The 15,130-nt window shown below is 67.0% G+C and carries 14 protein-coding genes; 9 read left to right on the top strand and 5 right to left on the bottom strand.

Features of this window, described 5'->3' with window-relative positions; genetic code table 11:
- Nucleotides 1-1,155, bottom strand: coding sequence for an HlyD family secretion protein (locus NV401_RS06285; protein WP_261293536.1), 1,155 nt, complete (start codon nucleotides 1,153-1,155; stop codon nucleotides 1-3).
- Nucleotides 1,155-2,588 carry an efflux transporter outer membrane subunit gene (locus NV401_RS06280; RefSeq protein WP_261293535.1) on the bottom strand — a complete coding sequence of 478 codons (1,434 nt, stop codon included), beginning with the start codon at nucleotides 2,586-2,588 and terminating at the stop codon, nucleotides 1,155-1,157. Before NV401_RS06280 ends, NV401_RS06285 begins: the two co-directional genes overlap by 1 nt.
- Nucleotides 2,589-2,684: 96 nt before the next feature.
- Between NV401_RS06280 and NV401_RS06275 the strand changes: the two genes are divergently transcribed.
- Nucleotides 2,685-3,302 carry a TetR/AcrR family transcriptional regulator gene (locus NV401_RS06275; protein WP_261293534.1) on the top strand — a complete coding sequence of 206 codons (618 nt, stop codon included), beginning with the start codon at nucleotides 2,685-2,687 and terminating at the stop codon, nucleotides 3,300-3,302.
- 53 nt (nucleotides 3,303-3,355) lie between these two features.
- Here the strand turns inward: NV401_RS06275 and NV401_RS06270 are convergent, their stop codons facing one another.
- From NV401_RS06270 to NV401_RS06260, 3 genes are all read right to left on the bottom strand, one after another.
- Nucleotides 3,356-4,216 carry a TorF family putative porin gene (locus NV401_RS06270; RefSeq protein WP_261293533.1) on the bottom strand — a complete coding sequence of 287 codons (861 nt, stop codon included), beginning with the start codon at nucleotides 4,214-4,216 and terminating at the stop codon, nucleotides 3,356-3,358.
- Nucleotides 4,217-4,403: 187 nt separating this feature from the next.
- Entirely contained in the window at nucleotides 4,404-5,738 is a 1,335-nt protein-coding gene (locus NV401_RS06265; protein ID WP_261293532.1) for an ATP-binding protein, read from the bottom strand.
- Nucleotides 5,735-6,469 (bottom strand): response regulator transcription factor, encoded by a 735-nt coding sequence (locus NV401_RS06260; protein WP_261293531.1) that lies wholly within the window; start codon nucleotides 6,467-6,469, stop codon nucleotides 5,735-5,737. The genes NV401_RS06265 and NV401_RS06260 overlap by 4 nt, the downstream gene beginning before the upstream one ends.
- 149 nt (nucleotides 6,470-6,618) lie before the next feature.
- Between NV401_RS06260 and NV401_RS06255 the strand changes: the two genes are divergently transcribed.
- From NV401_RS06255 to tal, 8 genes are all read left to right on the top strand, one after another.
- Nucleotides 6,619-6,906 carry a hypothetical protein gene (locus NV401_RS06255; protein ID WP_261293530.1) on the top strand — a complete coding sequence of 96 codons (288 nt, stop codon included), beginning with the start codon at nucleotides 6,619-6,621 and terminating at the stop codon, nucleotides 6,904-6,906.
- A 93-nt stretch (nucleotides 6,907-6,999) separates the two neighbouring features.
- Complete coding sequence (gene cyoA / locus NV401_RS06250; protein ID WP_261293529.1) at nucleotides 7,000-7,878, top strand: ubiquinol oxidase subunit II; 879 nt, start codon at nucleotides 7,000-7,002, stop codon at nucleotides 7,876-7,878.
- Between the two features lie 2 nt (nucleotides 7,879-7,880).
- A complete protein-coding gene (gene cyoB / locus NV401_RS06245; RefSeq protein WP_315369058.1) occupies nucleotides 7,881-9,890 on the top strand; it encodes a cytochrome o ubiquinol oxidase subunit I in 2,010 nt (669 codons plus the stop codon).
- Nucleotides 9,887-10,534 carry a cytochrome (ubi)quinol oxidase subunit III gene (locus NV401_RS06240; RefSeq protein ID WP_261293527.1) on the top strand — a complete coding sequence of 216 codons (648 nt, stop codon included), beginning with the start codon at nucleotides 9,887-9,889 and terminating at the stop codon, nucleotides 10,532-10,534. The genes cyoB and NV401_RS06240 overlap by 4 nt, the downstream gene beginning before the upstream one ends.
- Nucleotides 10,531-10,923: a cytochrome o ubiquinol oxidase subunit IV gene (cyoD, locus tag NV401_RS06235; protein ID WP_261293526.1), complete on the top strand. Its 393-nt coding sequence runs from the start codon at nucleotides 10,531-10,533 to the stop codon at nucleotides 10,921-10,923. The genes NV401_RS06240 and cyoD overlap by 4 nt, the downstream gene beginning before the upstream one ends.
- Nucleotides 10,924-11,033: 110 nt before the next feature.
- On the top strand, nucleotides 11,034-11,714 hold the full coding sequence (gene rpiA, locus NV401_RS06230; RefSeq protein ID WP_261293525.1) for a ribose-5-phosphate isomerase RpiA: 681 nt from the start codon (nucleotides 11,034-11,036) through the stop codon (nucleotides 11,712-11,714).
- A gap of 66 nt (nucleotides 11,715-11,780) precedes the next feature.
- Nucleotides 11,781-13,856 carry a transketolase gene (gene tkt, locus NV401_RS06225; RefSeq protein WP_261293524.1) on the top strand — a complete coding sequence of 692 codons (2,076 nt, stop codon included), beginning with the start codon at nucleotides 11,781-11,783 and terminating at the stop codon, nucleotides 13,854-13,856.
- A 102-nt stretch (nucleotides 13,857-13,958) separates the two neighbouring features.
- Complete coding sequence (gene tal / locus NV401_RS06220; RefSeq protein ID WP_261293523.1) at nucleotides 13,959-15,074, top strand: transaldolase; 1,116 nt, start codon at nucleotides 13,959-13,961, stop codon at nucleotides 15,072-15,074.
- The last annotated feature ends 56 nt before the right edge of the window (nucleotides 15,075-15,130 follow it).

Genomic DNA, 15,130 nt, shown 5'->3' with positions numbered 1-15,130 from the left:
TTATTTGCCGCGCGTATCGATGACGGCGTCCATCGTCAGCCCGACGCGCAACGGATGGGCGCGCAATTCCCGGGGATCGAGCGTGACGCGCACCGGCAGGCGCTGCACCACCTTGACCCAATTGCCCGTCGCGTTCTGCGCCGGAATCAGCGAGAAGGCGGCCCCCGTGCCGCCGGCAAAGCCGGTGACGCGGCCATGGAACACCACGTCGTCGCCGTAGAAATCGGACGTCAGCTCGACCGGCTGGCCGATCTTCACGTGGCGCAGCTGGCTCTCCTTGAAGTTCGCATCGACATAGGCGTTGGCGATCGGCACGATCGTCATGATCGGCGCGCCGGCAGCGATGCGCTGGCCGATCTGCACCTGGCGGTTGGTGACGACGCCATCGACCGGCGCGCGGATCACCGTGCGGGCATAATCGAGCCGTGCCTTGTCGAGCCGCGCGCGCGCGGTGGCGACGTCGGGGGCGGTGTCGACGGTCGTGCCGCGCACCAAGGCCTCGCTCGCCACGGCATCCTCGCCGGCGGCATTCTGCGTGGCGATCGCCGCGGTGACGCCGGCCTGCGCCAGCCCGCGCGCCGCGACCGCACTGTCATAGGCAGCGCGCGCATTGCTCAGTTCCTCGGCCGAGGCGGCACCGCTGCCGACCAGCCTCTGGCGGCGATCGAGATCGATCCGCGTGCGCGCGACGGTGGCATTGGCATCGGTCAGCCGCGCCCGCGCCTGGGCGATCTCCGCCCCGCGAGACATGACCTTAGCGCGCGCCGAGCCCGCCTGCGCCGCGGTCTGGCCGAATTTCTGCTGTGCCTGCTTCAGCGCCGCTTCGGCGGTAGCGAGATCGATCCTGGCATCCGCGCCGTCGATCACTACCAGGATATCGCCCTTCTTGACCATCTGCGTGCCGCCGACGCGCACTTGCGTAACGGCGCCCGACACGAGCGAGGTGACCTGCGCCGAATCCGCGCCGACATAGGCATTGTCGGTGCTGACCCGCCCGGACTGGGTGATGAAATACCACGCCGCCCACAGCACGCCGATCACCATCACGACGATCGCCAGGATCAGGAACAGTTTCTTGCGCTTGCCCGCGGTGGGCGGCGCGGGATGGTCGTCCGCCGCGGCGGCCGTCGGTTCGGATTGCGGCGCGTCGGCCATCACTTGGTCTCCGTGTTCATGGCGTACCCGCCGCCGAGCGCGCGGATCAGCGCGATATCGAGCGCGATGCGGCGCGCTTCGAGATCGGCGACGGCGCGCCTGGCGGTGAGTTCGAAATCGTCCGCGGTGAGCACCGGCAATTGCGTCGACAGCCCGCCCTCATAGCGCAGCGCTGCGATGCGGCTGGCGTCCGCCGCGGTCGCGAGCGCTTCGCGCTGGTCGGCGAGGCGCGCATCCAGCGCGTGCTGGCTGGCGACCGCGTCGGCGACTTCGCGCAGCGCGGTGATCAGCACGCCGTTATAGCGTGCGACCGCCGCGTCATAATCCGCCCGCGCACCGACATAGCGACCACTGAGCGTGCCATTGTCAAAGATCGGCAAGCTGAACGCCGGCCCGGCATTGCCGTAGCTCGAACCGCCGTCGATCAGCTTGCCGAGCCCGAGCGATTGCAGCCCGACGATCGCGGCGAGATTGATATTGGGGTAGAAATCGGCGCGCGCCACCCTGATGCGCTTCGCCGCCGCCTCGGCGCGCAGCCGCGCGGCGACGATATCCGGGCGCCGCCCGACCAGATCGATGCCGACCGTGTCCGGCAGCCCGGCGGGCGGCGCGGCGAGCATCGGCCGGGTGATCGCCAGGCCACGATCAGGCCCTGCCCCGGCCAGCGCCGCCAGCCGGTTGCGGGTCAGCGCGATCGCCTCGTCGAGCGCGCCGATCTCGGCGCGGGCGGCGGGCACCCGCGATTCGGCCTGGCGCTGGCTGCCGCGTGCATCGACGCCGACCGCGACGCGCTCGGCAGTCAGTCGTGCGGTCGCGGTGCGCGAGTTCAGCGTCGCTACTGCGACATCGCGTTCGGCATGATATTGCGCGAGTTCGGCATAGGCCGCGGCGATGCTCGTGCTGAGCATCAGCACCGCCTGGTCAGCATCGACGCGCGCCGCGGCGGCCTCCGACGTCGCGGCGGCGAGCGCGGCACGGTTTTTCCCCCACAGATCGAGGTTGAACGACGCGGTCGCGGTAATCCGCCCCGTATCCTGGATGCCCTTGGGCACGAACGCCGGCGGAATGCCGAGATTCTCGCTCTGCTTGTTGCCGCCGACCTGACCGTCGAGCGTCAGGCTGGGGCGCAGCGCCGCGCCGCTCTGCTGCGCCAATGCCTCGGCCGAGGCGATCCGCGCGGTCGCCGCGGCGACATCGGGCGAGGCCGTGAGCGCTTCTGCGATCAGCCCGGTCAACTGCGGATCGCCGAACGCGGTCCACCAGTCCGCCGCCGGCCAGGCGCGCGTTGCGCCCGCGGGTGCGGCAAGCGAGCGGGTCGATTCGAGCGAGGCGGCATCGCGCAGTTCCGGCGCGGCGCCGAGCCGGGGCACAGTCGCGCACCCGGCGAGCAGCACCGCAATCGAACTCGCGAAGAGGGAAGGAGATCGCCGCATGGTCAGGCCTGATACTATCTGGTATCATGCGCCCCTGATCTTGTTGGCGGGGACTGTCAATCGCAAATGATACCGGTTGGTACGCAAACTGAACCGATGACCGCGCCGGAGCCTGCGGGCCGCGCGCAGCGCCGCCACGCGTTCGTCGATGCCGCGCGCGATGCCTTTTTCACGCGGGGTTATGGCACCACCACCATGTCGTCGATCGCGGCTACGGTCGGCGGTTCGAAGACGACCTTATGGGCGTATTTTCCGTCCAAGGAGGATCTGTTCGCCGCCGTGATCGACGACATCGTCGAACGCTACAGTCTGGCGCTGACGGTCGACATCGAAGAGGCGGAGCCGGTGGAGACGGTGCTGCGCCGCTTCGGGCGCGCGATGATGTCCACGATCCTGTCGGACCCGATCATCGCCTTGCACCGCTTGGTGATCGGCGAGGCGCTGCGCTTCCCCGAACTCGGCAAGATCTTCTACGAACGTGGGCCGAAACGCGGCAAGGCGCGGCTCGCGCAGTTCATTGCGGCGGCGATGGCCGACGGGCGGCTGCGCCACGGCGATGCCATGCTGGCGACGCGGCAATTTTCCAGCATGTGCCAATCGGGCCGCATGCAGGAAGTGCTGCTCGGCATCGAGGGGTTCCGCGATCTGACGCTGAGCGACCGCGACGTGGATACCGCAGTGGAAACGTTCATGCGCGCGTGGGGGGCGGACTGACCGCCCGCCTGGCCATCATCCCGGCTTCCGCCGGGATGATGGGGTGAGTGCGTTCAGAAAGCCGCGCTGACCGAGAACACCACCTGTGCGCCGGCGATCGTGCTGCCATCCTTGGTGGAGGAGAAGTTCGGCAACAGATAGGCCGACTCGCGCCGGCCGATATCGGTATCGGTATAGGCGACACCCACCGTCAGCGGCGTGCCCTTGATCGCCATGTCGGCGCCGAGCATCCAGTCACAATATTTGCCGGTCGGCGCGACGCTGGTGCCGTTGGGGCCCAGCCCGGGATTGCCGTCCGAATAGCCGATATGCGCCTTGAGCGTGAGCGGGGTGCCCGGCATCCCGGCATTGGCGTCGCCCCACAGGTACAGATTGTCTTCCTTGTCGCCGGCATTGTCATAGGCGCCGCCGGCCAGCACGGCCTGCGCGTTGGCGCCGGTGAACGACCAGTTACCCAGCGCTTCCTGCTTCGGCGCATAGGCCACGCCGGCGAGCAGCGAGACCGGGCCGATCGTGCCGCTCAGCTTGACATAAGGTTCGGCGAAATCGGTTTTATCCGAGCCGCCCGGGTACATGTACCAGGTCAGGCCGACGTCGATCGCGCCGCCGCCCACGGGCACCTTGTACCCGGCGTAAAGATCGAGCTCGGTGTTGGAGCCGCCGAACGTACCCCAGCCGGCTAGGTTGGACGCCCAGGTGCCGGCGTAGACGCCGCTGCTGTGCGTGACGGTCAGGCCGCCCTGCACCGCAATCTCCTCATCCGACTGGGAGACGCCGCGGAAGCGATAATCCGATACCAGCGCGACCGATCCGGTCACGGTGATTTCCTTGGGCGGATCCGTCTCGCCCTGAGCGAAGGCTGGCTGGGTAGCAAGAAGCAGGGCCGCACCTGCGACCGTGAACGACAATTTCATGGAAACCTCCGAAAACACTTGTGAGGTCCCAGCCCGCGTGCCGGGCCGCCACCGCCTCTTCCCAGCAACTGGGTGGGCCACGATCGGCACGACGTTTCCCAGATACGCCTGGAATATTGCCGGTAGGTCGACGGTTCGTAACGAAACATTTCTGGCGGTCGATCGCCGGCAGGGTGCGGCAAGAAGGCTACACCTTGCCCGGCGGCGGCACGGCGGCAAGCCTGATCGTCGCGCACAAGCCGCCGCCATCGCGCGTGGAGAGCGCGAGCGTGCCGCCCTGCGCCTCCACCGTGCGGGCGACGATCGCGAGCCCGAGCCCGAAGCCGACCGTATCGCGCTGCCGCGCGTCGTCGAGCCGGACGAACGGCTCGAGCACGCGGGCGAAATCCTCTTCTGGGATACCCGGCCCGTCATCCTCGACGACGATCTTCACCCCGTCGGCGTCCTGCGACAGCCGAAGCCAGACATGGTCGCCATAGCGCGCGGCATTGTCGGTGAGGTTGTTGATCGCCCGGCGCAGCGCCATCGGCCGCAGCACCAGATCGAGATGATCGGGGCCGACATAGGTGGCGTCGTGCCCGGCATCGCTGAGATGATCGACGATCGTCGCGCACAGCACGGCAAGGTCGCTGCGCACCGGCTGCTCCGGCTCCTCGTCGCCGCCCAGAAAGGCCAGCAGCGAGGCGATCATCGCTTCCATCTCGGCGACGTCCTGCGCCACCGACTGGCGCAGCTCCGGCTCCCGTATCGCATCGGAGCGCAGCTTGAGCCGGGCGAGCGGCGTGCGCATGTCGTGGCCCACCGCGGCAAGCGCCTGCGCCTGTTCGGCGATCAGCCGCGTGATCCGTTCCTGCATGCGATTGAACGCACCGGTCATCCGCCGCACTTCCCCCGGCCCCGATTCGGGCACTGCGCCACCGGCACCGCTATGGCCGAATTCTTCCGCCGCAGCGGCGAGACGGCGCAATGGAAACAGCATGCGCCGCACCAGCAGGATGCCGAGCCCCATCAGGCCCATCGCCGGGATCAGCGTGAGCAGAATGCGTTCGACGGCGAGATTGACGGTGACGAGCGGCTCGATCGTGCGAAAATAGAGCCAGCTGCCATCGGGCAGGCGCAGCCCGCCGGTGACGAACGGGTTGCGCCCCGGCGAGGTCAGCTGGAGCCGCAGATCGGCGGCAGCGAGCGAGGGCTCCCAGGCGACCACCTGCTCGCGCATCTCGTCCAGCGCCGGCGCGATCGGCGGTGGCGGCGGCAGCGCCTGCTGCCAACGCAACGCATACCGATCGGTGGTCAGTTCGGCCGCCATCTCGGCGCGGCCCCGCGGCTCCTCGTCCGCCACGAGTTTGCGGCTGATTACCAGATGTTCGGCCAGCCGGTGCGCCTCGTCCTCGCGCACGGCGAAGCGGCTCGCGCGTTCGTAAAGCAGGGTACTGACGCCGAATTCGAGCAGCAGCGTGATCAGCAGGATCGCGACGATACGGCCGACGATGCCGATCGACGGCGCGACCAGCCCCTTCAACTGCGCGTCACCGCCGCCGTCATCATATAGCCGATGCCGCGCACGGTCACGATCGGCGCGGGCTTGTCGTCATGGCTCAGCTTGCGGCGCAGGCGGCTGACCAGCACATCAACGCTGCGATCCGAACTGTCGCCCAGCCGGCTGCGCGAAAGCTCGATCAGCCGATCGCGCGCGATGACGCGGCCGGCATGATCGATCAGGCTGACCAGCAGGTCGAATTCCGCGCCGGTCAGATCGACCAGCGAGCCCGAGGGGGACAGCAGTTCGCGCCGCGACAGGTTCGCCTGCCAGCCGTCGAACGTCAGCAGTCCCTGTTCCGGGCGGCCATGGCGGCGATCGAGCGCGCCGCGCCGCAGCACGGCACGCACGCGGGCGACCAGTTCGGAGGTGCCGAACGGCTTGGCGATATAATCGTCCGCGCCGAGTTCCAGCCCGACGACGCGATCGGTTTCGCTGCCCTTGGCGCTGACGAAGATGATCGGCACGTCGCTCTTCTGGCGCAACGCGCGGCACAGATCGATTCCGCTGGTCCCGGGCAGCATTACGTCGAGCAGCACGAGATCGACCGGCCCTGCCTCCAGCGCGCGCCACATTTCGGGTGCCGATCCCGCGGGCCGTACGACATAGCCGTTCTGCTGCAAAGCGCGCGTGGTGAGCGTGCGGATCGCGGGATCGTCCTCGACCAGTACGATGGCCGGCGCGGGAGAGAGCAGCTCTGGTTCGGTTGTCATTGTTGCTGAGAAATAGGGACGACGCCCGACCGGGTCAACGCGAGCCCCTCCGCGGCGCCGCTACGGAAACACTTTGTCACAGCACCGGCAACGGTGAGCAACCACGGCTTCGTATATTTCTTCGACCTCCGATTCGACAGGAAATCAGCATGCGTCTCCTTGCCCTGGCGGCCATCAGTGTCGTCGTATCCCTCCCCGCCCCGGCCATGGCCGGTACCGAAAGCGCACAGTCGCTGAAAGCGCGTGGCTGCACCGTGCAGCCGATGAACCTGCCGATCGGCAAGTTGCAGACCTATGGCCCGATCGTCCGCTGCCCGTCGGGCCAGGCGCTTGCCCGCAACGATTGCAACACCCAGCGCTATCACACCCCGAGCGGCAAGATCTCGACCGTGCGGCGTTGCGCGGCGATCGCGCCGGGCGGCTCGGCGACCAACTGACCGCGTCGTAAAGACTGACCTGAGATAGGCATTTAACCCCCGCCCGGCGTCTTCGCGCTGGCGGGACGGCGCCCGGCCGCATATCACGCCGGGGTGAGTCTGTTCCCCGGCCCTGCCCCGATGCGTTGCGTATGGCTGGCCGCCGCCCTCGCGCTGACCGGATGCGCCGGCGGCGTGCTGGATCCGCAGGGACCGGTCGGCGCCGGCGAACGACAGGTGCTGCTCAACGCTTTGGTGATCATGCTGGGCATCGTCGTGCCGACGATCCTCGCCACTTTTGCCTTCGCTTGGTGGTTCCGCGCCGGCAACGCCCGCGCCGAGCACAAGCCGGACTGGTCCTATTCCGGGCGGCTCGAGTTGCTCGTCTGGTCGGTGCCGGCCCTGGTCGTGATCTTCCTCGGCGGGATCGCCTGGATCGGCAGCCACGACCTCGATCCCTACAAGCCCTTGCCCGCCAGCACCGCACCGCTCCGCGTACAGGTAGTCGCGCTCGACTGGAAATGGCTGTTTATCTATCCCGATCAGGGCGTCGCCAGCGTCAATCGGCTGGTCGTTCCGGCCGGAACGCCCGTCGCATTCAGCATCACCTCGGCGACGGTCATGAACTCCTTCTTCGTCCCGCAACTCGGGGGGCAGATCTATGCCATGGCCGGGATGGAAACCAGGTTGCACCTGCAGGCCGACCGGCCGGGGCGCTATCGCGGCCTATCGGCGCACTATAGCGGCAAAGGCTTTCCGGGAATGCGCTTCATGGTCGATGCGGTGCCGCCGCGGCAATTCGCCGGCTGGCTTGCCGCCACCAGGCAGCAGGGCATGGCGCTCGATCGCAGCGCCTATCTCGCGCTGACGCGCGACAGCGAGAATGTCGCGCCATACGGCTACCGCGCGGTCGCGCCGGGCCTGTTCGCCGCCGTGGTCAGGGATAGCGGCACGACCACCGCCAAGCGCGCGATCCAAGGACGGGGGCCGTGAGCATGCTGTTCGGTAAACTGGGCTGGGAGTCGATCCCGCTGAACGAGCCGATTCCGATCATCGCCTCGGGCGTGGTGGCGTTGGCGATCCTCGGCCTGCTCGGCTGGGTGTGGCGCGCCGGGCACTTCCCCTATCTGTGGCGCGAATGGATCACCAGCGTCGACCACAAGCGGATCGGCGTGATGTATTGCCTGCTCGCCGCGGTGATGCTGCTGCGCGGTTTTTCCGACGCGATCCTGATGCGCTCGCAACAGGCGATCGCTTACGGCAATCCCGGCTACCTGCCGCCCGACCATTACGATCAGGTATTCAGCGCGCACGGCACGATCATGATCTTCTTCGTGGCCATGCCGTTCATGATCGGGCTGATGAATTTCGCCGTGCCGCTGCAGCTCGGCATCCGCGACGTCGCCTTCCCGACGCTCAACTCGGTGAGCTTCTGGCTGACCGCGAGCGGCGCGCTGCTGATCAATATCAGCCTGCTGGTCGGCGAATTCGCGAAGACCGGCTGGGTCGTCTATCCGCCGCTCAGCGAACTGCGCTTCTCCCCCGGCGTGGGTGTCGATTACTATCTCTGGGCGATCCAGATTTCCGGGGCGGGCACGCTGCTGACCGGGGTCAATTTCGTCACCACGATCCTGAAGATACGTGCGGCCGGCATGGGCTATTCGCGCATGCCGATGTTCTGCTGGACTGCGCTTGCCACCAACCTGCTGATCGTCGCCGCCTTCCCGATCCTCACCGCGACGCTCGGCATGCTGACGCTCGATCGCTATCTCGGCTTCCATTTCTTCACCAACGAACTCGGCGGCAACGCGATGATGTTCGTCAACATGTTCTGGGCCTGGGGCCATCCGGAGGTCTATATCCTGATCCTGCCGGCGTTCGGCATCTTCAGCGAAGTGGCCTCGACCTTTTCGGGCAAGCCGCTGTTCGGCTATCGCTCGATGATCATCGCGACGATGGCGATCTGCCTGCTCAGCTTCATCGTCTGGCTGCACCACTTCTTCACGATGGGCGCGGGCGCCGACGTCAACGGCTTTTTCGGCGTGACGACGATGATCATCGCCGTGCCAACGGGCGTGAAGGTCTTCAACTGGCTGTTCACCATCTATGGCGGGCGGGTCCGCTTCGCCACGCCGATGCTATGGGCGATCGGCTTCATGGTGACGTTCGTGATCGGCGGGATGACCGGGGTGCTGCTGGCCGTGCCGCCGGCCGATTTCCTGCTGCACAATTCCTTGTTCCTGGTTGCGCATTTCCACAATGTGATCATCGGCGGCGTGCTGTTCGGCGCCTTTGCCGGCCTGACCTATTGGTGGCCGAAGGCGTTCGGCTTCACGCTCGACGAGACCTGGGGCAAGCGCGCCTTCTGGCTGTGGATCAGCGGCTTCTACGTCGCGTTCATGCCGCTCTACATCCTCGGGCTGATGGGCATGACGCGGCGGCTGTCGCACTATGACGTGCCGGGCTGGCAGCCATGGCTGATCGCCGCGGCGGTGGGCGTGGTGCTGATCGCCGGCGGGATCGCCTGCCAGATCGTCATGATCACGGTCAGCATCCGCCGGCGGCACGATCTGCGCGATGCGGGCGGCGATCCGTGGGACGGGCGCACGCTGGAATGGATCACCACGTCGCCGCCCCCGCCGTACAATTTCGCGGTGCTGCCCGATGTCACCGGGCAGGAGGCCTATTGGGGCGTCAAGGCGGCGGCGCGCGACGATCAGAAATTGAGCGCTCTGCCCGATTATGCCGCGATCGCGATGCCGCGGAACACGCCGACCGGGGTGGTCAGCGCCTTCTTCGCCAGCCTGATGGGCTTTGCCCTGATCTGGCATATCTGGTGGCTGGTGCTGCTCGGCTTCGTCGGTGCCTGGGCGACGTTCGTCCTGTTCGCGTGGCGCGACGACGACGCCTACGAGGTCGCGGCCGACGATCTGGCGGCGCACGATCGCGACCGTCGCGCCGGAAAGGCGGCATTGCTCGGGCTCGATGACGGGGTGCCGGCATGAGCGCCACGGCCGGCGAGCGCGGCGGCGATCCGCACGAGCTTGGCCATGACGACACGGTGCCGATCAGCGAGCGCGGGCCGGCGCCGAAGCGGATCGTGGTGGCCTACGGCTTCTGGATCTTCCTGCTGTCCGATTTCATCCTCTTTTCCGGCTTCTTCGCTGCCTATTTCGTCCTGTCGGGTGCGACCGCCGGGGGGCCGGGCGGGCGCGACCTGTTCGACCTGCCGCTGGTCGCCACCGAGACCATATTCCTGCTGCTGTCGAGCTTCGCCTGCGGCATGGCCGGTATCGCGACGATGGCGCGCAACAAATTATGGTTCCAGGTCGCGATGGGGGCGACCGGCCTGCTCGGTGCCGGGTTCCTGGCGCTGGAACTGTCGGAGTTCGCCCAGCTGATCAGCGCGGGCCACGGGCCACAGCGCAGTGCATTCCTCTCCGCCTTCTTCGCCCTGGTCGGCTGCCACGGGCTACACGTCTTGCTCGGCTTGGTGTGGCTGACCACGATGATGGCGCAGGTCTGGGCCAAGGGATTTCGCGACGACATCCTGCGGCGCATCACCTGTTTCGCCTTGTTCTGGCATGCGCTGGACATCATCTGGGTGGCGCTGTTCACCAGCGTCTATCTGCTGGGGACGGTGCGATGAGCGAAGCGCCCAAGGATAATGGCGATCTCGCGCCGGGCGAGGACGACAGCGCCGACCCGCGGGCGTTATGGCGCGGCGTGCGCGGCTATGTCGTGGGGCTGGTGCTCGCCGGCCTGCTCACCATCGCGTCATTCTCGGCAGTGCATAGCGGGCTGATCTACGGGCCGGCGATCCCGGTGGCGCTGATCGCGCTGGCCGTGGCGCAGATGGGCGTGCACCTGGTATTCTTCCTGCACATCACGACCGGGCCGGACGATGCCAACAACATGCTGGCGCTGGCCTTCGGCGTGCTGATCGTGGCGCTGGTACTGGTCGGATCGCTGTTGATCATGGCCAATCTGAACCATCAGATGATGCCGCCGGACATGATGCGGCAGATGCAGCGCTAGCCGCAGTGTCACCCCGGACTTGTTCCGGGGTCCTCGCTGCCGGTAGGGCGATGCGCGCCGACGGTCCGGGGCGATGGTCGAGGGCGCAGGACGCCGAAGCAGAGGATAGGATGACGGTACAGGACGACAAACGCGCCGCGGCCTGGGCCGCTGCGGAAGAAGTCACCGACGGCATGGTCGTCGGGCTCGGTACCGGATCGACTGCGGCCTTCCTGATCGCGCGACTCGCGGACCGCGTGAGTGGCGGCTTGCGGATCACCGCGGTGGCGACGTCGCTGGCGACCGAGCGCGCCGCGCGCGACGCCGGCATCATGGTGGTCGCGTTCGACGATCTCGCCGAGATCGACCTGGCGATCGACGGGGTGGACGAGATCGACCCGCAACTACGCGCGGTCAAGGGCGCGGGCGGCGCGATGCTTCGCGAGAAGATCATCGCGGCAGCGGCACGACGGATGATCGCGATCGCCGACGGCTCGAAACGCGTCGCGGTGCTGGGCGCCGCGCCCGTGCCGATCGAGGTGTTGCCGCTGGCCCGCGCCTTCGTCGCGGCGCAGCTGGAGTCGCTCGGCGGATCGGCGCGGCTGCGCGTGATCGAGGGGCGATCCTATCGTACCGATCAGGACAATGCGGTGCTCGACTGCGTTTTTCCCGACCGCCCCGATCTCGCCGCGCTGGCCACGCAACTCTCTCAGATTCCGGGCGTTCTTGGTCACGGACTGTTTCTCAGCGAGATCGATTGCGCCTATATCTCGGCTGCCGGGGTTGTAACCCGGCTTGACCGGACCAGTTAAGCTTGCAGAAGCAATCGCGCCGCGCTCCTCACGTCGAGGGTGCCTTAAGCCCCAAGGAACTAGATCATGAGCGACGCCCCAGCGACCGACACGCCAGCCGGCCTGCATGAGGATGGCTCGCTCGATCGGCTGACGATCGACACGATCCGCACGCTCTCGATGGACGCGGTGGCGAAGGCCAAGTCCGGCCATATCGGCACCCCGATGGCGCTCGCGCCGGTCGGCCACACACTCTGGTCGCAATTCCTGCGCACCGATCCCGATCGCCCGGACTGGCCCAACCGCGACCGTTTCGTGCTGTCGGTCGGCCATGCCTCGATGCTGCTCTATTCGCTGATCCACCTCGCCGGGATCAAGGAGATCGACAAGGACGGCAAGCCGAGCGGTCAGCCGGCGGTGAGCCTGGAAGACATCCGCCAGTTCCGCCAGCTTTCGTCCAAGACGCCGGGCCATCCCGAATATCGTCACACGACGGGCGTCGAGACGACCACCGGGCCGCTGGGCGCCGGTTGCGGCAATTCGGTCGGCATGGCGATCGCCGAGCGCTGGCTCGCGGCGCGCTACAACAAGCCGGGCTACACGCTGTTCGATCACAATATCTACACGCTGGCCGGTGACGGCGACATGATGGAAGGCGTGGCCAGCGAAGCGGCCAGCCTGGCCGGCCATCTCAAGCTGTCCAACCTGTGCTGGGTGTACGATTCGAACCATGTGTCGATCGAGGGCGGCACCGATCTGGCGTTCGACGAGGATGTCGGCAAGCGCTTCGAGGCGTATGGATGGCACGTGATCCATGTCGACGACGCCAACGACACCAAGGCATTCGCCGCGGCGATCCAGGAGTTCCAGGCGACCGACGACAAGCCGACCTTCATCGTGGTGAAGAGCATCATCGGCTATGGCAGCTCGATCCAGGGCACCGCCAAGGCGCATGGCGAGGCGATGACCGCCGACGACATCCGCGGCACCAAGAAGGTGTACGGCTGGCCGGAAGACGCACAGTTCCTGGTGCCCGAGGGCGTCGCCGAGGCATTCAACAAGGCGATCGCGACACGCGGGCACAAGCTGCGCGTGGAATGGGAAGCGACGCTGGCGCGCTATCGCGATGCCGAACCGGAGCTCGCCAAGGAGCTCGATGCGTTGCTCTCCGACCAGCTGCCCGAGGGCTGGGATGCCGACATCCCGACCTTCGACGCGGACGAAAAGGGCATGGCGTCGCGCGATGCCGGCGGCAAGGTTTTGAACGCGATCGCGCCGAAGCTGCCGTGGCTGATCGGTGGTTCCGCGGATCTCGGGCCATCGACCAAGACGATGATCGACGATGGCAACTCGTTCCAGGCGGCGAGCTATGACGGGCGCAACCTGCATTTCGGTGTGCGCGAACACGGCATGGGCGCGGTGGTCAACGGCATGGCACTGTCGCACCTGCGCTCGTACGGCGCGACCTTCCTGGTCTTTTCCGATTACATGCGCCCGCCGGTGCGTCTGGCGGCGATCATGGAGCTGGGCGCGATCTTTGTCTTCACGCACGATTCGATCGGCGTTGGCGAAGATGGGCCGACGCACCAGCCGATCGAGCATCTCGCGACGCTGCGTGCGATCCCGGGGCTCGACACGATCCGGCCGTGCGACGCCAATGAAACGGCCTGGGCATGGAAGGCCGCGCTGAGCGAAGGCAATCGTCCGGCCGCGCTGATCTTCTCGCGCCAGGCGCTGCCGACGCTCGATCGCACTAAATACGCCTCGGCCGAAGGTCTGCTGAAGGGCGGTTACGTGCTGGCCGACAGCGAGCAACCCGAAGTGATCCTGATCGCCACGGGCAGCGAAGTCTCGCTCGCGGTGAAGGCCTACGAGCAGCTCAAGGCGGACGGCGTGCAGGCACGGGTCGTCTCGCTGCCGAGCTGGAGCCGCTACGAGATGCAGGATGCGGCCTATAAGGAATCGGTCTTGCCCAAGGGTATCACCGCGCGGCTCGCGATCGAGCAGGGCGGCGAGATCGGCTGGGATCGCTATGTCGGGCTCGAGGGCCGCACGATCACCATGTCGACCTTCGGTGCCTCCGCGCCGATCGCCAAGCTGCAGGACAAGTTCGGCTTCACCGTGGCGAATATAGTCGAAACGGCAAAGAGCCTCATTGCCTGATATTCCGTCACCCCGGCCTTGAGCCGGGGTCCCGCTTCTTCTCGCGGCGGGTCATAAAAGCGGGACCCCGGCTCAAGGCCGGGGTGACGAAGGAGCAGTAGAATGGGTAGACTCAACGATCTCGCCGGCGCGGGCCAGGCACTCTGGCTCGACTTTGTCGATCGCAAGTTCCTCGCTGCGGGCGGCCTGCAGAAGATGGTCGACGAGGACGGGCTGACCGGCGTCACCTCCAACCCGTCGATCTTCGAGAAGGCGATGGGACATGGCGACGCCTATGACGAAGAGCTCGCCGCCTATGACAAGACCCATCCCGGCGCGGCGACGATCGACCGCTACGAGCATCTCGCGATCCTCGACATCCAGGCGGCGGCGGATACGCTGCGCCCGGTCTACGACCGGCTCGACGGCAAGGACGGCTATGTCAGCCTGGAAGTCTCCCCCTATCTCGCCAACGATACCGATGCGACGATCGCCGAGGCGCAGAAATTGTGGGCGGCGGTCGATCGCCCCAATCTGATGGTCAAGATCCCCGGCACCCCGGCGGGCGTGCCGGCGATCGCCGCGACGATCGCCGCCGGGATCAACGTCAACGTGACGTTGCTGTTCTCGATCGACGCCTACAAGGCCGTCGCCGAGGCCTATGCCACGGGGCTCGAGGAGCGCTTGCGGCAGGGCCAGCCGATCGACCGGATCGCCAGCGTGGCGAGCTTCTTCGTCAGCCGGATCGATTCCAAGATCGACGACAAGATCGATGCCGGTGTCGGCGGCGACGAGGCCAAGGCGCTCAAGGGCAAGGTGGCGATCGCCAATGCCAAGCTGGCCTATGCCTGGTACGAGGAATTCATCGCGACCGAGCGCTGGCAGGCGCTCGCCGCCAAGGGCGCGCAGGTGCAGCGCCTGCTCTGGGCGTCGACCGGCACCAAGAACCCGGACTATCCGGACACGCTGTATCTCGACACGCTGATCGGCAAGGATACGGTCAACACCGTACCGCCCAAGACGATCGACGCGTTCCGCGAGCGCGGCACGGTGGGCCAGACGCTTGGCGCGGATGTGGATGATGCGCGTCAGGTTATGGAAGCGCAGGAACGGCTCGGACTGGACCTGAAGGGCGTGACGGACACGCTGGTCGAGGAAGGCGTGGCGAGCTTTTCCAAGGCGTTCGACGATCTGCTCGGCGCGATCGCCGCGAAACATCCGGCCAACGCGGACGCCTGATCCGCTGGGCGCGATTTCCGTTCGTGTTGCAGCGCAATACGAACGGAATGGTCGGT

Origin of the sequence: Sphingomonas hylomeconis (assembly GCF_025370105.1) — a bacterium.
In the GTDB taxonomy this organism is placed as follows: domain Bacteria; phylum Pseudomonadota; class Alphaproteobacteria; order Sphingomonadales; family Sphingomonadaceae; genus Sphingomonas; species Sphingomonas hylomeconis.
This window is presented reverse-complemented; position numbering and strand designations above follow the sequence as displayed.